The sequence below is a fragment of the Alsobacter soli genome (assembly GCF_003004785.1).
GTDB lineage: Bacteria > Pseudomonadota > Alphaproteobacteria > Rhizobiales > Beijerinckiaceae > Alsobacter > Alsobacter soli.
Window position 1 is genome coordinate 64,855 of record NZ_PVZS01000003.1, and the last position, 19,023, is coordinate 83,877.

Consider the following 19,023-nt stretch of genomic DNA (forward strand, 5'->3'; position numbering starts at 1 on the left):
CGCGGCGCGGTCTCAGCGGCCGTAGACGCCTTCCAGCACGGCCTCCGCGAGGAGGTGCTTGCGCGCCTCCTGCTCGACCATGCGGCAGGAAGCCGTCGATGGAACGTGCAGGATGTCTGTCGAGAGCGCGAGCAGGCGGAACCGGTAGCGGTGCGCGCCATGGCCCCGAGGCGGACAGGGGCCGCCGTATCCGGGATGTCCGAAGTCGTTGACGGCCTGCCGCGAGACGCCCTCCGCGCCAGCGCCCTCCGGGAGGCGGCGCAGCGTGGGTGGTAGATCGTAAACCGCCCAGTGGCGCCAAACGCCGCCGGGCGCGTCCGGGTCGTCGCACAGGATTGCGAAGCTCAGCGCGCCCTCCGGCGCTCCGCTCCACTCGAGGGCCGGAGACACGTTCTCGCCGTCGCACGTATAACGGCGGGGAATGGCGGCCCCCGGTCTGAAGGCGGGCGATTCCAGGCGCAGCACCGTCGTCATCGCTGTCCCCTACCCCTCTCAGGTTCGAGAGCCGGCAGCCGCGGCCGGGACATGACGTTCCATAAGAAGCCCCGTCGGTCTCAGGCCCAGCGGGCGCTGGTTCATGGGGACACTCTGCGCTGTCGCGGGGAACGGCTGGCTGCTTCGGATCAGTTTCGGCCGGGTCGCCTCCGTGTGGCGCCGGCGATATGCTCCGCCAGGACAGGACCAGGGGCGTCGGGGCTTAACGAGCCCCTATGCGGCCCACAAGCGGAGCGGAACTCATGATCGTGGTCGTTTTCGAGGTCTGGCCTGCGGAAGGGCGGAAGGACGATTACCTGGCGATGGCCGCCTCGCTGCGCGCCGACCTCGAGCGGATCGACGGGTTCATCTCCGTCGAGCGCTTCGCCAGCCTGACCGATCCGGGCAAGCTGCTGTCACTGTCATTCTGGCGGGATGAAGAGGCCGTGGCCGCCTGGCGCGCCTTTGAACGGCATCGCAACACCCAGGCCATGGGACGGAATGGCGTGTTCAGGGATTATCGGCTGCGGGTGGCGCAGACGATGCGCGATTACGGAATGACCGATCGCGAGCAAGCGCCGAGCGACAGCCGCGCGGCGCACGATGCCCAGGACCGCGCGCCGTCCTAGCCGTCCAGAGCGATTGCGGAGGCTGGAGCCGAAGCGCCCGCCTCCGCGAAGCTCACATCGTGGTGGTCGTGCTCCGGCGGGTGAACATGCCCCAGATGACGAGGACAATCACGGCGCCGACGACCGCGCCGATCAGTCCCGCGCCCTCGCCGGCATGATACCAGCCGAGCGCCTGTCCCAGCCAAGTGGCGACGAAAGCGCCGACGATGCCGAGGATGGCCGTCATAATGAAGCCGGCTGGCTCATTGTCGCCGGGATGGATGAACTTGGCGATCACGCCGGCGATGAATCCGATGATGATGGTCCACAAGATGCCCATGGCTCAGTTCTCCGTCGCTGCTGCTGGATCGCCGCTCAAACCCACTGTCCCCCTTGCCCCTGGCCTGATTGGCCCTGCACCTCCTCGGGAGCAGGCAGACGGCCTTCGGGCGTGACCTGGTCGACGGCCGAGGGCAGTTCCTGCGCGAGTTCGCGCAAGACGTCGTCGTGGCTCATGCCGGATTGTTGGGAAAGCTCCTGAACCGTGTCAGGACCCAGCGCCTGCCCGAGTTGGGCAGGTGGGATCGGCTGGTTCTGGCCACGGCCGATCCAGGAATCCACCGCCTGCCCGTGTCCGCTGTTCCGGAGACGGTCGACGATGTCGTTCAGTCCGCCGCCGCCGACCAGGCTGCCGAGGATTCCGCCGAGCCCTCCCCCGGCCAGCCCGCCCAGAAGGCCGCCTCCCGCGCCGCCGCGGAGCATGTCGCCGAGCCCGCCGCCGAAGCCGCCCTGCGAGACGCTTCCCGGCGACAGCGATCCTCCTGCGGGACCGCCTTGGGGCGCCGACGTCTGGTTCTGGCTCGTGTAGTGCTGGTACGCCTTGGCTGCGAGGAGCAGCAACAGCGCCTTGGTGAGCGGGGATGTCGAGCTAGAGGAGCCGGCGCCAGCCTGTGCGCCGCCCCCCGTCAGGTTGCCGAGAATGTTGTCGAGCAGGCCCATGGGTTTGTCCTCCTGTCGGAGGCAACAACCCGGGTTGGGCGGGAAGGTTTCCGCCGGGCGCGTGCGCGCGGTCAGGCGGAGCGTTCGGGCGCCTCCACGACCTCCCCGTCTTCCTTGACGAAGCGGCCGATGGCCGGCCGGGGCAGGATTTCAAGCACCGCTTCCGAAGGCCGGCACAGGCGGGCGCCGAGGGGCGTCTCGACGATCGGCCGGTTGATCAGGATCGGATGGGCCATCATGGCGTCGATCAGCGCGTCGTCGCTCAGGGCCGGGTCCGCCAGGCCGAGCTCGGCGTAGGGCGCTCCCTTTTCGCGCAGGAGCTGGCGCGGGCTCATGCCCATCCTGACGAGCAGTTCGACCAGCCGTTCACGGCTGGGCGGCGTCTTCAGGTACTCGACCACGACCGGCTCCTCGCCGCTTTGCCGGATCATGGCGAGGACATTGCGCGAGGTTCCGCAGGCCGGATTGTGAAAGATGGTCACGGTCATGATGGAGGCTCCGGAACAAAAACGGGCGGACCCGAGGGCCCGCCCGAAGCATCGCTTATCTTGCGACGACGATCACGGCTTCGGAGCAGCCGGGGCGGCCGCGCCCGGGGCCGGCGCAGCGCCCGGAGCGGCGGCGCCGCCCTGACCCTCGAGCTTCTTGCGCATCTCCTCGGCCTGCTTCTGCATCTGCTCCTGGAGCTGCTTTTGCTGCTGCTCGAGGACCGCCGGGTCGATCGGCGGGCCGTCATAGGCCTTGCCGAAGCCGGCCATCGGAACCTGGAACGTCACCTCGCGGGTGAACTGGTTCTGAACGCTGATGTTGAGGTTCGTGGCCTTCTTGAACGAGTTGACCACGTCCTCCTTCACCGGCCCCTCGGCGAAGCAGCCGTTGGGGAAGCAGATCGCGTACTTGCCGGCCTGGGCGGCGCCCGTGTCGGCCGAGTAGCGGATGCCGGGCTGCAGCAGCAGGCCGAGCGGCATGAGGAAGCGCACGATCTTGTTCGGGTCGCCCTTCACGTCATAGACGGCCACGGCGAGCACCGGCTGGCCCTGGTCCGACACGAAGTCGCGGGTCGTGTAGCAGATCTCCTTGCCGGCCTGCGGGTCCTTGCCGCAAACCTTGACCCAGTCGGACTGGGACGGCTCGGGCTTGACCTGCACGACGGTCGGACCCTGGGGAGCCTGCTGCTGCCCCTGGGGCGCGGCGGGCTGGGCCGGGGCCGCCGGCTTCGCCGGGGCGGGCTTGGTCTGGGCGAGCGCGGGCGAGGCGACCGCCAGGCAGGCGGAGGCGACGAGCGCCAATCGGCTGGGGCGCAGAGCGGACCACCGGTCGAAGGACATCAGGAGAATTCCTCTTCGATTGACTGGGACGACGGCGGGGCGCCGACAAGAACCGAGAAAGCGCGCCCACGCGGTCCCACGAAGGACTTCCAGCCCGGATGGGCCAGGCACACCAGGAAGGCCGCGGCCGTCCCTACGATCCCGGTCGCTGCATCGACGCGGAATGAGGCGTGAGGATGGCCAAGCCGAACGCCTCATATCCCTTTCCCCACAAGGTTTCCAGCCGAAAAAGGCGGGGTTTGGCGCCCTCTTATGGCGGCGGTGGAAGCCAGCGGCGCTCTCGCGGGAGCCCGACCGGCATAGAGCCAGTCGATGTGCCGGCGTCGCCCGGGACTGGTAAGGTCCCGGGGTGAGGTGCTTTCGAATCGATCTGCTGGGCGCGTTCCTGGCGCTCCTTGTGGTGCTTGCGGCGCTCGGTCCCGCGCGAGCCGAGCCGCGCCACGGGATCGCCATGCACGGCGACCCGGCCCTCCCGCCGGACTTCCAGTCCCTGCCCTATGTCCGGGCCGACGCCCCCCGGGGCGGGCGCATCGTCTTTGGCGTCCAGGGCACGTTCGACACGCTGAACCCCTATGCCGTGCGAGGCCTGGCGGCCCAGGCGATCGCGCCGCCGACGGGCCTCGTGTTCCAGAGCCTGATGGCGCGTTCCTTCGACGAGCCGTTTTCCCTCTATGGGCTCATCGCCGAGACCATCGACACGCCGGACGACCGGAGCTGGGTCACCTTCCGCCTGAACCCGAAGGCGCGGTTCTCCGATGGGCGCCCCGTCACCGCCGAGGACATCCTGTTCACGTGGGACCTGCTGAAGCGCAAGGGGAAGCCCAACCTGCGTAGCTGGTACGCCAAGGTGAAGAAGGCCGAGGCCCCGGACGCGCTCACCGTCCATTTCGACCTGTCCGGATCCGAGGACCGCGAGTTGCCGCTCATCCTCGCCCTGATGCCGGTGCTGCCGAGGCACGCCACGGACCCGGATGCTTTCGAGCAGACGAGCCTCGTCCCGCCGGTCGGGTCAGGCCCCTACGTGGTCGCGGCCGTGAAGCCCGGCGAAAGCGTCACATACCGCAAGAACCCGGACTACTGGGCCAAGGACCTGCCGATCTCGCGGGGACTCTACAACCCGGATGAGATCCGCTTCGACTATTATCGGGACGGGGCCTCGCTGTTCGAGGCCTTCAAGGGCGGGCTCTACGAAGTTCGCTCCGAGGACAACCCGACGCGCTGGGTGAACGGCTACGATTTCGCCGCAGTCCGGGACGGACGCGTCGTGAAGGATCCCGTGCCTGTTGAGACGGCCAAGGGCATGAACGCCCTGGTCTTCAACACGCGGCGGCCGCTCTTCGCCGATGTTCGGGTGCGGGAAGCGCTGGGGCTTCTCTTCGATTTCACCTGGGTCAATCGCACCCTGTTCTCGAGCGTGTACCGGCGCACGGAGAGCTATTTCGAAGGCTCCGAACTGGCCTCCACGGGGCGCCCCGCATCCGCTCTGGAACGGAAACTGCTGGCCCCATATCCCGGCGCGGTCCGGCCCGACATCCTGGAGGGCGAGTGGCGCCCTTCGAATTCGGACGGAAGCGGTCGCGACCGCGAGCAGGCGCGGCGCGCGCTGCACCTCCTGACCGAAGCCGGGTACGTCCTGCAGGACGGCGTGTTGCAGAACGCCGCCACGGGGCAGCCATTCGCCTTCGAGTTCCTGGCCTCGAGCCGGGTGCAGGAGCGGTTGGCCCTGAACTTCGCCAACTCGCTCAAGCGCATCGGCGTGACCATGAAGGTGCGCCTCGTCGACGACGTGCAGTATTGGCGCCGTCTGTCGGATTTCGACTACGACATGATCCAGTACGCGTGGGGCGCCTCCCCGTCGCCCGGAAACGAGCAATACGGCCGTTGGGGCAGCGCCTCGGCCGACCGCGCCGGCTCGCTGAACTACGCCGGCGCGCGGTCTGCGGCGATCGACGCGGCCATCGAGGCGATGCTGGCGGCGCGCGCTCATGACGACTTCGTGGACTCGGTGCGCGCGCTCGACAGGCTGTTGCTGTCGGGGTTCTACGTCGTCCCCCTGTTCAATCAGCCGGAACAGTGGATCGCCCACGCAGCCGCGGTGAAGCGTCCCGCCAGGACGGCCCTGTTCGGCTTTCTCCCGGAGACGCTGTGGCGGGAATCGCACTGACTCGCTCGCAATGCTAAGTTGAGCAGGGATTCGCGGGACACCACCTTGAGGCAAGCCGTCGAGATCGAGAGCGCAGCGCCGGCGCCATGGTCGGGCGTGACTCTGGTCGACCTGTTCGTGTCGACGGCGAACCTGAACGGCCAGGCGCTCGCCTTCGCCGAGCCCCTGACCAGCGGCGGCCGGGTGACTCGCCGGACCTACGCCGAGGCCGCCGAGACGGTCGACAACCTGCTGCAGCGAATCGAGGAAATCGGGCTCGACCCCGGCAGCCGCATCGCGCTGGCGATGGGCGGATCCGTCGAATCGCCCCTCGCTCTGCTCGCCGTGCTGAAGGCCGGAATGGTCCCATGCCTTCTCCCGCCCTGGCTGCCTGCTGGCGACCTTTCGAAGGCGCTGGGGGACAGCGGCGCGGAGGCTGTGGTCACGGTCGCCGCCCTCGGCGCCCTCAAGCCGGCCGAGATCATGCGCGCCGCCTGTGCGATGGATGACGGCCCGCGCTTCATCCTGGCCTTCGGGGATCGACTGCCGGCGGGGGTGGTTCCCCTGTCCGACGCCATGGCCCAGGGCGGCTCGTCCGATTTCTTCAACGTCTTCGACGCGTCCCGATCCAGGCCCACCCCCGTGCTCACCCTCAGCCGCGGCCCGACCGGGCCGCTCTGGATCGAGCATGATCAGGAGGCGCTCATCGCGCGCGGGCTCGGCGTCGTGACGCGGGCCAACCTGGGGTCAGCGGAGGCCATTCTGTCGACCCTCGCCCCGCTTTCCGCAGCGGCCCTGGCCACCGGGCTGGTCCCCGCCCTGCTGACCGGAGCAACGTTGCACCTGCACGGCGTGTTCGAGTCGGCGAAGCTGCTCGACCAGTTGGCTATGATGTCGAAGCCGCACCTCGTGGCCCCTGCGGCGCTGGAACGGGCGCTGCTGCAAGCCGACCTCCTGGGCGGGCCGGCGGTGAGTTCCACCCTGCTGCTGCATCGTCCGCCAGCTCGCATGGACCAGCGCGAGAGAGCTCGGCGCCTGGACTCGCCCGTTATCGACCTGCTGGCTCTCGGCGAAAAAGGCCTCGCGATCGGCCAGCGGGACGCGCGAGGCGTCCCCGACCTCAGTTGCGCGCCCTTAAGGGTGCCCGATTCCGTCGACGGCGCCCTGGTGCTCGAGATGAAACTCGATCAGGGGCGGCTGCTGTTGCGGGGCGAGGGCGTCAGCGGCCGCCCGCCCGGCTCGACCGCGCTGAACTGGGCCGACGCGCAGCTCACCGCCCGGCTCGATGGCGACAGGCTGGTCGCGGTGGAGCCTTCGGCTTCGGCGCGCTGACAACCTCGCAAACGGGCGACCCTGCCCTAGACTTCCCTGAGACAACCGGAGCGGAGGACCCGTCATGACCGAAGCCACCGAGGCCGCGCCTGCGCCGGTCACCGTCGACGTCATCTCCGACGTGGTCTGCCCCTGGTGCTACGTGGGCAAGAAGCGGCTGGCCAAGGCTCTCGAGATGCGCCCCGAGCAGCCCGTCGTCGTCCGTTGGCGGCCTTACCAGCTCGACCCGACAATTCCGGCCGGCGGCTACGACCGGAAGGCCTACATGGCCCGCAAATTCGGGGATCGGGTGGGCGAGGTCCATCAGAGGCTGATCGCCATCGGGGAGGAAGAAGGCATTCCCTTCGCCTTCGACGCCATCCAGCGCTCGCCCAATACGCTGGACGCCCATCGCCTGATCCGCTGGTCCTGGACCTGGGGCGTGCAGGACGCGCTCGTGGACTCGCTCTTCAGCGCCTACTTTACCGAGGGCGTGGACGTGGGCGACATCGAGGCGCTCGCTGACAGGGCCGCCCTCGTCGGCATCGACCGGGAAGAGGCAGCCGCCTTCCTCCGGTCGGACGAGGCTGCGCCCGAGGTCCAGCGCGAGATCCGGCAGGCCCAGGACATCGGCGTCCAGGGGGTCCCCTTCTTCATCTTCGCTGGCCGGCTCGCGGCGTCGGGCGCCCAGCCCGCGGAGGTCCTGGCGGACGCCCTCGACCAGGCCGCGGGAATGGAGCCCGCACAGGTCGTAGGCGAGGACAAGGATGAAGACGAGGACGACGAGGACTGAACGCCGCGCCTCTAGAGAGGCGGAACAGGCCGAGGTCGTCCATCGTCATCGATGGCCACGAAGGTGAAGGTGGCGTCGGTCACCTTCTCCCGGATGCGCGTCTGGAACCGGCGCGCCCAAGCCTCGATGTGGATTTTCATCGACGTGCGTCCGACGCTGTCCACGGCGGTGTAGACGCACAGCACGTCGCCGACCGCGACCGGGCGGATAAAGGTCATCGCCTCCACCGCGACCGTGACGACGCGGCCCTGGGCCCGCTCCACGCCGGCGATGCCGCCGGCCTGGTCCATCTGGGACATCACCCAGCCGCCGAAGATATCGCCGTTCGCGTTCGTGTCGCTCGGCATCGCAATGGTGCGCACGGTCAGTTCGCCTCGCGGCTGCTCCACGCTGATCGCCTCCGGCCGGTCTTCCATGCGCGTCCCCCTCGCCTGCTTCGTTGACGCAGGAGACCCGCCCGGCGCCGCCGGGTCAAGGCGACGCTAGTCGGCTCGGTCCCCGCCGGCTCCGGGCTTGCGGGCGGGCTCCAGCCAGCGGGTCAGAAACCAGAGCACGGTGAGGACGACGATGGCGAAAACGACCGCCGTGATGGCGATTCGCTGCATGCCGGCGCCCGCCGCCATGCCGACCGAACTCGCCATCCATAGGCTCGCGGCCGTGGTCAGCCCGTGGACATTGCCACGCGCGACGAAGATCACGCCCGCGCAGATGAAGCCGATGGCCTGGGCGAGGCCCTGGATCACGCGCGTCGGGTCCGGCGTGCTCTTGCCGGCGCCGGCCAACTCTTCATAGAGCTCCAGGGCGATCAGCATGGTCGTGGCGGAACTGAGCGCCACCAGCATGTGCGTGCGGATGCCGGCGGATTTGCCGCGCGCCTCGCGGTCCAGGCCCAGCACCAGCCCGAAGGCGGCGGCGAGGCCAAGCCGCCAGATCAGGTCTCCCCACGGGATGGCGTTCGCGCCGCCCAGAAAGCCGTCCATGCGTCCTCCTCGGATAGAAAACCGAGGCGGTGGGCTGGAAGTTGCCTGGGCGTTCAGGGCCGGAGAAAGGGAGCCAGGTCGCCGCGGTCGCGCGCCGTGACGGTCTCCAGCCCAAGCCAGGAGGCCAGGCGCTGAAGTTCCGCCGAGGCCGCCTCCCCAACCGGGGCCGGATCCCGGCCAGGTTCAAGGTGCGCGGCCTGGACCACGAGCTCCCGGCCCTGCCTGTCGGCCTTCAGGTCGAACCGCGCCGCGATCCGGTCGCCGAGGAGGAAGGGCAACACGTAGTAGCCGTGCTCGCGCTTGTGCGCCGGCGTGTAGATCTCGATGCGGTAACGGATCCCGAAGAGCCGCTCGGCCCGTTCCCGCGACCACAGCAGCGGGTCGAACGGGGACACGATGGCGCATGCCTCCACCTTGCGCGGGCGCCGCGCTTCCGCCCACAGGTAGGCCGGCTGCTTCCAGCCGCGGACTTCAACAGGGACGAGCGCGCCCTCTTCCACCAACTCGGGCAGGCGCGCGGCGGCGGCCGGCCCCAGGCGGAAATAGTCGCGCAGGTCCTGCGAGGTCGCGACGCCCAGCGCCTCCGCGGCGATGCGCAGCAGGGCGCGGTGTGAATCGGCTTCGCTCGGCGTCGGCGTGTCCAGGACCTTGCGGGGCAGCACGCGATCGGTGAGGTCGTACACGCGCTCGAAATTGCCCCGGCGAGACGCGGTCGTGATCATCCCCGCCCAGAAGAGCCATTCCAGCGCGCGCTTCGTGTCGCTCCACCCCCACCAGGACGTCCCGGCCCTGGGCTTCTCGTCGCCTTCGGCCGTTTCGGGCGCGAGATCGCGGGCGGCTACCGGGCCGCGCCGCTCGACCTCCCGGTAGACCGCCTTCACGGCGTCCGCATGCTCTCGACCGAAGCGGGCCAGGTTCTTGTAGATGCCTTCGCCGCGCTCGGCCCGCGCCATGCGCCAGCGCAGGAGGGGCTGGTGCTTGCACCGGATCAGCGACGCCTCATGGCCCCAGTACTCGAAAAGCTTGCGCCGGCGTCCGCCATAGGCCGCCTGCTCGAGCCAATCCGTGTCGTAGGGGCCCAGGCGCGCGAAGCCCGGCATGTAATGCGCGCGCTGCAGGACATTGACGGAGTCGATCTGCAGCAATCCCAGCCGGTCGCTCATGGCGTCGAAGTGACGCCGTTCGGCCGGCTCGGGGCGCGCCCGCGCGAAGCCCTGGGCGGCCAGGGCGATGCGGCGGGCCTGCGTGACGGTGAGCGCCGCCACTGGAGCAGGCGACGGCTCGGGGACGTCGGGGGATGCGTCGATGAGGATCGAGCTCACATCCGCGCCCCCCGCCCTTCTTGTTCCGCCTCAGTCGAGGCGGAACTTCTCGAACTCGCGGTGCTCCGCCTGGATCTTGCGCACGGTGCCCGTGATCGACCGGTACACGATGGTCTCGGTGTGGATCACTTCCTTGCCGAAGCGAACGCCCTGGAGCAGCGCGCCGTCGGTGACGCCGGTAGCCGACACGATCACGTCGCCGTTGGCGAGCTCGGTCATGCCGTACTTGCGCTTGGGGTCCGCGACGCCCATCCCGCGGGCGCGTTCGACCTTCTCGGGGGTGTCGAGGATGAGACGGCCCTGCATCTGCCCGCCGACGCAGCGCAGCGCCGCTGCCGCCAGCACGCCCTCCGGCGCGCCGCCGATGCCGAGATAGAGGTCGATGCCGGTCTCATGCTGCATGGCCGTGAAGATCACGCCCGCCACGTCGCCGTCCGTGATCAGGCGGATGGAGGCGCCCGTCTTGCGCACGGCGGCGATCAGGTCCGCGTGGCGCGGGCGGTCCATGATCAGGACCGAGATCTCGTGCGGCTTCACGCCCTTGGCCTTGGCCAGCGCGTTGACGTTGTCGGCCGGCGTGGCGTCCAAGTCCACCACGCCCTGCGGGTAGCCGGGGCCGATGGCGATCTTGTCCATGTAGACGTCGGGCGCATAGAGAAGCGAGCCCGCCTGGGCCATCGCCATTACGGCGATCGCGCCGGGCATGTCCTTGGCGCACAGCGTCGTGCCTTCGAGCGGGTCCACGGCGATGTCGACGCGCGGGCCCTTCCCGTTGCCCACCTTCTCGCCGATGAACAGCATGGGCGCCTCGTCGCGCTCGCCCTCGCCGATCACGATGGTGCCGTCAATGGGGAGCTTGTTCAGCTCTCGGCGCATCGCGTCCACGGCGGCCTGGTCGGCGGCCTTCTCGTTGCCATGCCCGCGGAGGCGCGCGGCGGAGACCGCGGCGCGCTCGGTCACGCGCACGAGCTCCATCGACAGGATGCGCTCGATCACGTCCTTCGGCTGGACGTTGATGTCATGGGTATGGTCGGTCACGGCCGTTGTCCCCCGGCATGTGGTGGGTAGTGAGAGGTTGCGAAACGCCTGGGCGCATTCGGGGCGAAGACGCACAGCTCCGCTAAAGGTTGCACGTTTTGTGCGTACCGTCCGCTGGTTACGAACGGAACCCGGCCAAAGGGTTAAGCCCGCTCGATGCGGATCACCTGGGGCGGTTCGGAAACATAGCCGTCCGCCAGCATCGCGTCGATGGCGCTGCGGATGGCCGTTTCCGTGGTGGCGTAGGTGATCAGCACCACGGGCACGGGCTCGCCGGACCGGCCGGACGTGTCCGTCGGCCGCGGCCCGCTCCTGCGTTGCACGATGCTCTCCAGCGAGATCTGCCGCTCGGCCATGCGGGTCGCGATCGCCGCCGCCGCGCCGGGCCGGTCGGCCACGGACAGGCGGACGTAGTAGCCGCCCTCGTGGCGCTGCATGGGCAGGCGTTCGGCCGCTTCGAGAGTCTCGGCGCGCTGCCCGAAGGGCGACACCTGCAGGCCGCGGGCGACGTCCACCAAGTCGGCGAGCACGGAGGAGGCCGTGGCGTCCCCGCCGGCGCCCGGGCCGACGAGCGTCAGCTCGCCCACGGGCTCGGCCATGACGTTCACCGCGTTGGTCACGCCCATGACCTGGGCGATTGGCCAACTCTTCGGCGTCATCGTGGGATGGACGCGCTGCTCGATGCCGGTGGGCGTGCGCTCGGCCACGCCGAGCAGCTTGATCCGGTAGCCGAGGTCGTCCGCCATCTTCAGGTCCAACGGCGTGATGGCCGAGATGCCTTCCACGTGGATGGCGTCGGCGTCGATCTCGGTGCCGAAGGCGAGGCTCGTCAGGATGGCGAGCTTGTGGGCGGTGTCGAAGCCGCCCACGTCGAAAGTCGGGTCGGCCTCCGCGTAGCCCAGCTTCTGGGCGTCCGCGAGCACCGCGTCGAAGCTGAGGCCTTCCAGCTCCATGCGCGACAGGATGTAGTTGCAGGTGCCGTTCAGGATTCCCGACACACGGTGAACGGCGTTGCCCGCCAGCGTCTCGCGCAACGCCTTGACGATCGGGATGCCGCCGGCCACCGCCGCCTCAAAGCCGATGGACGCGCCACGCTCCTCGGCGAGCCGCGCCAGCGCAGCGCCGTGCCGCGCCAGCAGGGCCTTGTTCGCGGTCACCACCGGCCGACCCGCCGCGAGCGCCGCCTCCACCACCGCCTTGGCAGGACCGTCCGATCCGCCCATCAGCTCCACCACGCAGTCGACCCCCGGCGCGCGCGCCAGCGCCACCGGGTCGTCGAACCATTCGTAGCGCGTGATGTCCACGCCGCGGTCGCGCGTGCGGTCGCGGGCCGAAACGGCCGTGACGACCACGGGCCGGCCGCAGCGGGCGGCCAGGGAAGCGGCGTTGCGGTCCAGCAAGCGGAGGACCGACGCGCCCACCGTGCCCAGCCCGGCGACGCCGACGCGAAGCGGCTCAGCCATCGAAGCAGATCCTGTCAAAAAGGCGCGCGGATCACCCGCGCGCCGCCATCGGGACGACGTTGTGCAATGTTTTGTCAGCGGTTTCAAGGAACCGCCGGACGTTGCGGGCCGCCTGCCGGATGCGCTGCTCGTTCTCCACCATGGCGATGCGGACGTACTCGTCGCCGTGCTCGCCGAAGCCGATGCCGGGCGCAACCGCCACGGAGGCCTTCTCGACCAGCAGCTTGGAGAACTCCAGGCTGCCCATCTCGCGGAACGGCTCGGGGATCTTCACCCAGGCGAACATGGAGGCCTGCGGCGCGGGAAATTCCCAGCCGGCGCGTGAGAAGGACTCCACCAGCGCGTCGCGCCGCTTCTTGTAGATCTCCCGCATCTCGCGGATGCAGTCGTCCGGCCCGTTCAGCGCCGCCGCCGCGGCCACCTGCACGGGCGTGTAGGCGCCGTAGTCCAGGTAGCTCTTCACGCGCGCAAGCGCGGCCAGCAGCTTCTCGTTGCCGACGGCGAAGCCCATGCGCCAGCCGGCCATGGAGAAGGTCTTGGAGAGCGAAGTGAACTCCACCGTCACGTCCATGGCGCCGGGCACCTGGAGAACGGACGGCGGCGGGTTCTTGTCGTCGAAATAGACCTCCGCATAGGCGAGGTCCGACAGGAGGATCAGCTCGTGCTTCTTCGCGAAGGCCACGAGGTCCTTGTAGAAGTCGAGCGACGCCACATAGGCGGTCGGGTTCGCCGGGTAGCACGTCACCAGCGCGATGGGCTTCGGGATCGAGTGGATCACCGAGCGCTCAAGCGCACGGAACATCTCCTCGTTCGGCTCGGCCGGCACGGAGCGGATCACGCCGCCAGCCATCAGGAAGCCGAAGGCGTGGATGGGATAGCTCGGGTTCGGCACGAGCACGACATCGCCCGGCGCCGTGATGGCCTGCGCCATGTTGGCGAAGCCTTCCTTGGAGCCCAGGGTCGCGATGACCTGCGTGTCGGGGTTGAGCTTCACGCCGAAGCGGCGCTCGTAATAGCCCGCCTGGGCGCGGCGCAGGCCGGCGATGCCCTTGGAGGCGGAATAGCGGTCGGTGCGCGGCTTGCCGGCGGTCTCCACCAGCTTCTCGATCACGTGCTTGGGGGCCGCCAGGTCCGGGTTGCCCATGCCGAGATCGATGATGTCGGCGCCAGCGTTGCGTGCGGCGGCCTTGATCCGATTCACCTGCTCGAAGACGTAGGGCGGCAGTCGCTTGATGCGGTGGAAATCGGTTGACATGGCGTTCGGGTCCCGTTGATCGGGCCCCTCCCCGGCCGCGCCGGCAAGGGGCGTTCCTGGTGGACCCCGGCCACGCCACGCAACGACGCGCCGGGATCGCCGCCGCGCGTCGCGAAGCAGCGCGCCTGTGTACCATCAGGCCGGCGCGCCCGCACGCATTCGTTCACATCGGCTGCGCGGGAGCCGTGGTCTTTTTGTCTGAGGACTTGCTGTCGGGAGACTTGGGCTTGGCCTTCGCGGCGGCTGTCGCAGGCGGCTTGCGTCCGCCGAGCGCGTCGTGGCGTTTGCGGGTCCCCTCCATCTCGGCCTCGAGCGCCTTAACCTGGTCGGGCGTGCGCGGCTTCACGCTGCGCGCCGGCGGGACCACCCCGACGGGCATGTAGTCCATGGACTGCGGCCTGCTTTTCTCGACGAAGTCGGCGGCGGGCGGCACGGTGGTGGTGATGTTAAGCTTGTCGGTGATCGGCTTGAGGCCCGAGCTCCCGCTCGTCTGGGCCGAACAGCCCGCCCCTCCAAAGGCGATGCCCGCAACGGCGATCATCGCCCCCAAAGGCCGTGTGTTGATCCTCCGAAGGCGCCCGATGATCACCGATTCTTCTCCGTCATTGGGCGTTGGACCAAACGCCTAGAGGCTTCAGTAAAAATTCTGACCTTCAAGGCCATCGTGGCCGTTATTATGTCGGCAACGAGCGCCCCGGCAAGGGACGCCGGCGACATGGAGGGAACGTAGGACATGCAGGGCGGCGAGTCGAAACAGCAGACCCAGATCCCCGTGCCGAACGCGGAGGCCCTGGCGGCCAATTCCGCCAAGCTCATGGAGGAACTGGGGAAGGCCACCGCCGCCGCGCTGAAGCCCGTGGAGCAGGGGCACGTCAAGCCGGGCGTGAGCAGCGAAGTCAGCGACGTGGTCAAGACGTTCGGCCAGATCGCCGAGCACTGGGCCGCCGACCCGCAGCGCCTGATCATGGCCCAGACCTCCCTGACCAAAGGCTTCCTGGACCTCTGGGCCGGCTCCATGAAGCGCATCCAGGGCGAGCCCGTCCCACCGGTGGCCGAGCCCGATCCCGGCGACAAGCGGTTCAAGGACCCGGAATGGTCCGAGAACCCGGTCTTCGACTTCATCAAGCAGGCTTACCTGATCACTTCGCGCTGGGCCGAGGACTTGGTCAAGCAGTCGGACGGGCTCGATCCGCACACGAAGCACAAGGCCGAGTTCTACGTGCGGCAGATCTCGAGCGCCCTCGCGCCCACGAACTTCGTCGCCACCAACCCCGAGCTGATCCGCGAGACCCTGAAGGAGAACGGCGAGAACCTCGTGCGCGGCATGAAGATGCTGGCGGAGGACATCGAGGCCGGCAAGGGCACGCTCAAGCTGCGCCAGACCACGTCCGGCAACTTCGCCGTGGGCGTCAACATGGCGACCACGCCCGGCAAGGTCATCTTCCGCAACGACCTGATGGAGGTGATCCAGTACGAGCCCGTGACGGAGCAGGTCTACAAGCGCCCGCTCCTCATCGTGCCGCCCTGGATCAACAAATTCTACATCCTCGACCTCAACCCGGATAAGTCTTTCATCCGCTGGGCGGTATCCCAGGGCCTGACCGTGTTCACGATCTCCTGGGTGAACCCGGACGAGCGCCAGGCGACGAAGAGCTTCGAGGACTACATGCGCGAGGGCATCTTCACCGCCCTCGACGTCGTGGAGCAGGCAACGGGCGAGAAGAAGGTCACCGCCATCGGCTACTGCGTGGGCGGCACCCTGCTCTCCGTGGCGCTGGCCTACATGGCCGCGGTCGGGGACGAGCGCATCGAGAGCGCGACCCTGTTCACCACCCAGGTCGATTTCACCCATGCGGGCGACCTCTCGGTGTTCGTCGACGAGGACCAGGTGCGCAACATCGAGGACCGGATGTATGCCCGCGGCTACCTGGAGGGCTCCAGCATGGCCTCGGCCTTCAACATGCTGCGGCCGAACGACCTCATCTGGCCCTACGTGGTGAACGTCTACCTGAAGGGCCAGGAGCCCTTTCCATTCGACCTGCTCTACTGGAATTCCGATTCCACCCGCATGCCGGCGGCGAACCACTCCTTCTACTTGCGCAACTGCTACCTGGAGAACAAGCTCTCCAAAGGTCAGATGGAGGTTGGCGGGATCGAGCTCGACCTCAAGAGGGTGAGCATCCCGATCTACAACCTCGCGGCCCGCGAGGACCACATCGCCCCGGCCAAGTCCGTGTTCCTGGGCTCCCAGCGCTTCGGCGGCGAGGTCACCTACGTGCTGGCCGGCTCCGGCCACATCGCCGGCGTCGTGAACCCGGCCGAAAAGCCGAAATACCAGTTCTGGACGGGCGGCAAGCCGGAAGGCGAGCTCAACGAATGGATCGACAACGCCACGGAGCACCCCGGCTCCTGGTGGCCGCATTGGATTCAGTGGATCGCCGCCCAGGCGCCCGAGAAGGTGGAGGCGCGGAAGCCTGGCGGCGGCAAGCTGGAGCCGCTGGGCGACGCTCCGGGCGACTATGTGAAGATCCGGGCGTGACACGGGCGTTCAAGCCCCGCGCCCGCCAAGCATCAACTTGACCCACTTGAATGAAAAAGGCCGGCGTTTCCGCCGGCCTTTGCGCTTGGGGGCCTGCCCCGCTCAGTACTTGCGGACGATCGGCTGGCTGACCGGAATCGTCTGGCGCACGTCGTCCCAACGGTAGCTCAGGCCGAGCGACACGATGTCCACGTGCGCCTTGCCGTCGGCGTTGAGCGTGTCGAACACGGGCGCCAGGCGCGGGTTGTAGTTCGGGTTCGCGGCGTTGATCCGCACGTCGCCGCTCTTGGCGAAGATGTGCGTGTAGCCGAGGTTGAACGCGAGCTTCTCGTCCCAATCGTAGGTCGCGCCCAGCGAGGTCCAAATGCGATCCGAATCCGGCAGGCGGGTCGAGCGGCTGGAGTCGCGGATCGGCGAGATCTCGTAGCCAAGGCCCGCGCGCACGGTCCAGGCCGGGTTGATCCTGTAGTCGGCGCCGACGGAGAAGAACCAGCCGTCCTTGTAGTCGAGCGGCAGGAACGGCGTGGCCGCGTGCAGGGTCCCCGTGGTCTGGTCGACGATGCGCGGGAAGCCGGCGCGGCTCCAGTTGGTCCACTCCACCGTACCGGACAGCGTCAACGCCGGGTTGATCTCCTGCCGGATGCCGACCGTCACGGTCTCGGGCAGGTTCACTGTGGCCTTGAAGTTGTGGTTCAGCATCGCCCCGAACGGAGGCGGCGCCAGCGCCTGCCCGCCGAAGAAGTTGCCGTCCAGCGTTTCGCGCACCATGGAGCGGTAGCCGATGCCGATTTCGCCGCCGGCCCAGGGCTTCAGCGTGGCGCCCAGCGTGAAGCCCACGTTGGTGTCGTCCCCTTCCAGGCCGGCGACGTTCCACGCCTGCGGGGCAGCAAGAGCCGGAACCGCGGAAGTGTAGCGCGCGTGGAAATACAGCACGCGCAGGCCGGCGCCGACGGACAGCCAGTCGTTGATCTTGTACGCCACCGAGGGCGTCACCTCGACCGAGCTCACCTTGGTCGAGCTGCCGTAGGCGCGGCCAGCCCAGTCCGCGTCAGGCTTGGTGGCGAGCCCGAAGGGCGCGCCGCTGGAGAGGCCCAGCCAGAGCCGGTCGTTCACCTGGTAGCTGCTGTAGCCCGCGGGCAGGAAGCCGTCCTGGCCGATGTCGCCCGAGGAGCGCCCGCCCAGCGCCGCGTAGCCCGGCGAGGAGCCCGGCTCGGTCGTGAGCTTCGCGTACGGCGCCACATACGTGAAGTTCTGCTCGCTGCGCATGCCCGGCAGGTCGGTGACCGTCGCCGGGTTCCAGAACATCGAGCCGAGGCTCGCAGATCCCGCCGCCACGCCGGCGAACGCCATGCCGGCTCCGATGGTGCTCTGCTCCCGCAGGCCGAAGGCGCCAGCCTGGGCCGAGCCCTGGGCGGCGATCATGAGGATGGTGGCCGATGCGGCGGAGGCGAGAACCGTCTTCAGCGCGGAATGGGACATGCGTTTCCCCAACACACTTCTTGATTGATGCTGCATCGGATTCTGTCCGAAGCGCTCGTGTCCCAGTCATGCCCGTATTCGCGAATTGTGGCAATCGGGCCGGATTTCCGCCCTCTTTTCGACGTCTCCAGCCTAGGAGCGGTCAAATCGGGGCAAAAGGCCTCGAATTGGAATGCTTTTCGTGCGGAAAGGCATTGTTCACATCGAAACCGTCATAAACGCGAAGATCCCGCGCGGATCGGTGGGCGAATTGGAGCGACTCCTTCGGCCTAATCCGTTCTGATTGCCGGTCTTCGTTGCCCGCCTGCAACAGTTTCGTCGCCCGCACGGCTGGGCCGCGGCCGTGGCGCTTGCCCTCTCCGGCCGCCTCCTGCAAGGTCGCCGCGACGATTTCGCATCGCTCAATCAAAACGGTTCAATCGAGGAAAGCCCAATGAAGCTCGTTCGTTTCGGCCAGCCCGGCGCCGAAAAGCCCGGCATCGTGGACGCCGATGGCGTGATCCGCGACGTCTCCGCCCATGTGGCCGACTGGGCGGGCGCCGCACTGGACAAGCAGACGCTCGCCCGCGTCGCCGCGCTCGACCCGAAGAGCCTGCCGGCCGCCCCGTCCGGCGTTCGCCTCGGCTCCTGCGTCGCCCGTCCGGGCAACTTCGTCGCCGTCGGCCTGAACTTCGCCGACCATGCGGCCGAAACCGGCGCGCCCATCCCGGAAGAGCCGATCCTCTTCAACAAGGCCCCGAACTGCGTCGTCGGCCCCAATGACGACGTGATGATCCCGAAGGGCTCCACCAAGCTCGACTGGGAGGTCGAACTCGCCTTCGTGATCGGCAAGACCGCCCTCTACGTCTCCGAGGAGAACGCCATCGACTACGTCGCCGGCTACTGCATCTGCAACGACATGTCCGAGCGCGCCTTCCAGACCGAGCGCTCCGGCCAGTGGATGAAGGGCAAGGGCTCGCCCACCTTCGGCCCGCTCGGCCCCTGGCTGGTCACCCCGGACGAGATCAAGGACGTCCAGAACCTCGCCATGTGGCTCGAGGTGGATGGAAAGCGCATGCAGGACGGCTCCTCGAAGACCATGATCTTCGGCATCCGGCGCCTCGTCTCCTACATCTCGCAGTTCATGCAGCTCGATCCGGGCGACATCATCACCACCGGCACGCCCCCCGGCGTGGGTCTCGGGATGAAGCCGCAGCGCTTCCTGAAGGCCGGCGAGGTGATGCGCGTCGGCATCGAAGGCCTCGGCGTTCAGCAGCAGAAGGTCGTGCCCTACCAGGGCTGAGCGGCCTCA

At 68.5% G+C, this 19,023-nt stretch carries 19 protein-coding genes; 6 read left to right on the forward strand and 13 right to left on the reverse strand.

Features of this window, described 5'->3' with window-relative positions; genetic code table 11:
* Window positions 1–12: 12 nt before the first annotated feature.
* On the reverse strand, window positions 13–474 hold the full coding sequence (locus SLNSH_RS03315) for a YbhB/YbcL family Raf kinase inhibitor-like protein (RefSeq protein WP_245422013.1): 462 nt from the start codon (window positions 472–474) through the stop codon (window positions 13–15).
* A 263-nt stretch (window positions 475–737) separates the two neighbouring features.
* Here SLNSH_RS03315 and SLNSH_RS03320 point away from each other — a divergent pair, with 263 nt between their 5' ends.
* Window positions 738–1,103 (forward strand): antibiotic biosynthesis monooxygenase family protein, encoded by a 366-nt coding sequence (locus SLNSH_RS03320; protein WP_106335244.1) that lies wholly within the window; start codon window positions 738–740, stop codon window positions 1,101–1,103.
* A 52-nt stretch (window positions 1,104–1,155) separates the two neighbouring features.
* Here the strand turns inward: SLNSH_RS03320 and SLNSH_RS03325 are convergent, their stop codons facing one another.
* From SLNSH_RS03325 to SLNSH_RS03340, 4 genes are all read right to left on the reverse strand, one after another.
* Entirely contained in the window at window positions 1,156–1,422 is a 267-nt protein-coding gene (locus tag SLNSH_RS03325) for a GlsB/YeaQ/YmgE family stress response membrane protein (RefSeq protein ID WP_106335245.1), read from the reverse strand.
* Window positions 1,423–1,457: 35 nt separating this feature from the next.
* Window positions 1,458–2,081 (reverse strand): YidB family protein, encoded by a 624-nt coding sequence (locus SLNSH_RS03330; RefSeq protein WP_106335246.1) that lies wholly within the window; start codon window positions 2,079–2,081, stop codon window positions 1,458–1,460.
* Window positions 2,082–2,152: 71 nt separating this feature from the next.
* Complete coding sequence (arsC, locus tag SLNSH_RS03335) at window positions 2,153–2,569, reverse strand: arsenate reductase (glutaredoxin) (protein ID WP_106335247.1); 417 nt, start codon at window positions 2,567–2,569, stop codon at window positions 2,153–2,155.
* 72 nt (window positions 2,570–2,641) lie between these two features.
* Window positions 2,642–3,409, reverse strand: a complete 768-nt coding sequence (locus tag SLNSH_RS03340) for an invasion associated locus B family protein (protein ID WP_106335248.1) — start codon at window positions 3,407–3,409, stop codon at window positions 2,642–2,644.
* Window positions 3,410–3,758: 349 nt separating this feature from the next.
* Between SLNSH_RS03340 and SLNSH_RS03345 the strand changes: the two genes are divergently transcribed.
* The 3 genes from SLNSH_RS03345 (at window position 3,759) to SLNSH_RS03355 (ending at window position 7,656) form a co-directional block, all read left to right on the forward strand.
* Window positions 3,759–5,573, forward strand: coding sequence for an extracellular solute-binding protein (locus tag SLNSH_RS03345; protein WP_245422015.1), 1,815 nt, complete (start codon window positions 3,759–3,761; stop codon window positions 5,571–5,573).
* A gap of 45 nt (window positions 5,574–5,618) precedes the next feature.
* A complete protein-coding gene (locus tag SLNSH_RS03350; protein ID WP_158266659.1) occupies window positions 5,619–6,884 on the forward strand; it encodes an AMP-binding protein in 1,266 nt (421 codons plus the stop codon).
* Between the two features lie 64 nt (window positions 6,885–6,948).
* Window positions 6,949–7,656, forward strand: coding sequence for a DsbA family oxidoreductase (locus SLNSH_RS03355; protein ID WP_106335250.1), 708 nt, complete (start codon window positions 6,949–6,951; stop codon window positions 7,654–7,656).
* 11 nt (window positions 7,657–7,667) lie between these two features.
* Here the strand turns inward: SLNSH_RS03355 and SLNSH_RS03360 are convergent, their stop codons facing one another.
* The 7 genes from SLNSH_RS03360 to SLNSH_RS03390 form a co-directional block, all read right to left on the reverse strand.
* The gene (locus SLNSH_RS03360) at window positions 7,668–8,072 is read right to left on the reverse strand and encodes an acyl-CoA thioesterase (protein WP_106335251.1); all 405 of its coding nucleotides are present in this window, start codon (window positions 8,070–8,072) and stop codon (window positions 7,668–7,670) included.
* Window positions 8,073–8,138: 66 nt separating this feature from the next.
* Window positions 8,139–8,636 (reverse strand): MgtC/SapB family protein, encoded by a 498-nt coding sequence (locus SLNSH_RS03365; protein WP_106335252.1) that lies wholly within the window; start codon window positions 8,634–8,636, stop codon window positions 8,139–8,141.
* Window positions 8,637–8,689: 53 nt separating this feature from the next.
* Window positions 8,690–9,958: a winged helix-turn-helix domain-containing protein gene (locus SLNSH_RS03370; protein ID WP_280954448.1), complete on the reverse strand. Its 1,269-nt coding sequence runs from the start codon at window positions 9,956–9,958 to the stop codon at window positions 8,690–8,692.
* Between the two features lie 30 nt (window positions 9,959–9,988).
* A complete protein-coding gene (gene glpX, locus SLNSH_RS03375) occupies window positions 9,989–10,996 on the reverse strand; it encodes a class II fructose-bisphosphatase (RefSeq protein ID WP_280954449.1) in 1,008 nt (335 codons plus the stop codon).
* 143 nt (window positions 10,997–11,139) lie between these two features.
* Window positions 11,140–12,459, reverse strand: coding sequence for a homoserine dehydrogenase (locus SLNSH_RS03380; protein ID WP_106335253.1), 1,320 nt, complete (start codon window positions 12,457–12,459; stop codon window positions 11,140–11,142).
* A 31-nt stretch (window positions 12,460–12,490) separates the two neighbouring features.
* Complete coding sequence (locus SLNSH_RS03385) at window positions 12,491–13,714, reverse strand: LL-diaminopimelate aminotransferase (protein ID WP_106335254.1); 1,224 nt, start codon at window positions 13,712–13,714, stop codon at window positions 12,491–12,493.
* Between the two features lie 163 nt (window positions 13,715–13,877).
* The gene (locus tag SLNSH_RS03390) at window positions 13,878–14,303 is read right to left on the reverse strand and encodes a hypothetical protein (protein ID WP_158266660.1); all 426 of its coding nucleotides are present in this window, start codon (window positions 14,301–14,303) and stop codon (window positions 13,878–13,880) included.
* 144 nt (window positions 14,304–14,447) lie between these two features.
* Between SLNSH_RS03390 and SLNSH_RS03395 the strand changes: the two genes are divergently transcribed.
* Window positions 14,448–16,253: a PHA/PHB synthase family protein gene (locus SLNSH_RS03395; RefSeq protein ID WP_106335256.1), complete on the forward strand. Its 1,806-nt coding sequence runs from the start codon at window positions 14,448–14,450 to the stop codon at window positions 16,251–16,253.
* A 102-nt stretch (window positions 16,254–16,355) separates the two neighbouring features.
* Here SLNSH_RS03395 and SLNSH_RS03400 read toward each other — a convergent pair whose 3' ends face one another.
* A complete protein-coding gene (locus tag SLNSH_RS03400; protein ID WP_245422017.1) occupies window positions 16,356–17,732 on the reverse strand; it encodes an OmpP1/FadL family transporter in 1,377 nt (458 codons plus the stop codon).
* Window positions 17,733–18,165: 433 nt separating this feature from the next.
* Between SLNSH_RS03400 and SLNSH_RS03405 the strand changes: the two genes are divergently transcribed.
* Window positions 18,166–19,014: a fumarylacetoacetate hydrolase family protein gene (locus tag SLNSH_RS03405; RefSeq protein ID WP_106335257.1), complete on the forward strand. Its 849-nt coding sequence runs from the start codon at window positions 18,166–18,168 to the stop codon at window positions 19,012–19,014.
* Window positions 19,015–19,023 lie beyond the last annotated feature (9 nt).

Excerpts from the sequence above, each read along its gene's own strand:
- SLNSH_RS03315 (WP_245422013.1), bottom strand. The coding sequence starts at position 474 with ATGACGACGGTGCTGCGCCTGGAATCGCCCGCCTTCAGACCGGGGGCC.
- SLNSH_RS03325 (WP_106335245.1), bottom strand. The coding sequence starts at position 1,422 with ATGGGCATCTTGTGGACCATCATCATCGGATTCATCGCCGGCGTGATC.
- SLNSH_RS03400 (WP_245422017.1), bottom strand. The coding sequence starts at position 17,732 with ATGTCCCATTCCGCGCTGAAGACGGTTCTCGCCTCCGCCGCATCGGCC.
- SLNSH_RS03355 (WP_106335250.1), top strand. The coding sequence starts at position 6,949 with ATGACCGAAGCCACCGAGGCCGCGCCTGCGCCGGTCACCGTCGACGTC.
- SLNSH_RS03365 (WP_106335252.1), bottom strand. The coding sequence starts at position 8,636 with ATGGACGGCTTTCTGGGCGGCGCGAACGCCATCCCGTGGGGAGACCTG.
- SLNSH_RS03380 (WP_106335253.1), bottom strand. The coding sequence starts at position 12,459 with ATGGCTGAGCCGCTTCGCGTCGGCGTCGCCGGGCTGGGCACGGTGGGC.
- SLNSH_RS03360 (WP_106335251.1), bottom strand. The coding sequence starts at position 8,072 with ATGGAAGACCGGCCGGAGGCGATCAGCGTGGAGCAGCCGCGAGGCGAA.
- SLNSH_RS03385 (WP_106335254.1), bottom strand. The coding sequence starts at position 13,714 with ATGTCAACCGATTTCCACCGCATCAAGCGACTGCCGCCCTACGTCTTC.
- SLNSH_RS03340 (WP_106335248.1), bottom strand. The coding sequence starts at position 3,409 with ATGTCCTTCGACCGGTGGTCCGCTCTGCGCCCCAGCCGATTGGCGCTC.
- SLNSH_RS03405 (WP_106335257.1), top strand. The coding sequence starts at position 18,166 with ATGAAGCTCGTTCGTTTCGGCCAGCCCGGCGCCGAAAAGCCCGGCATC.
- SLNSH_RS03395 (WP_106335256.1), top strand. The coding sequence starts at position 14,448 with ATGCAGGGCGGCGAGTCGAAACAGCAGACCCAGATCCCCGTGCCGAAC.
- SLNSH_RS03320 (WP_106335244.1), top strand. The coding sequence starts at position 738 with ATGATCGTGGTCGTTTTCGAGGTCTGGCCTGCGGAAGGGCGGAAGGAC.
- arsC (WP_106335247.1), bottom strand. The coding sequence starts at position 2,569 with ATGACCGTGACCATCTTTCACAATCCGGCCTGCGGAACCTCGCGCAAT.
- SLNSH_RS03330 (WP_106335246.1), bottom strand. The coding sequence starts at position 2,081 with ATGGGCCTGCTCGACAACATTCTCGGCAACCTGACGGGGGGCGGCGCA.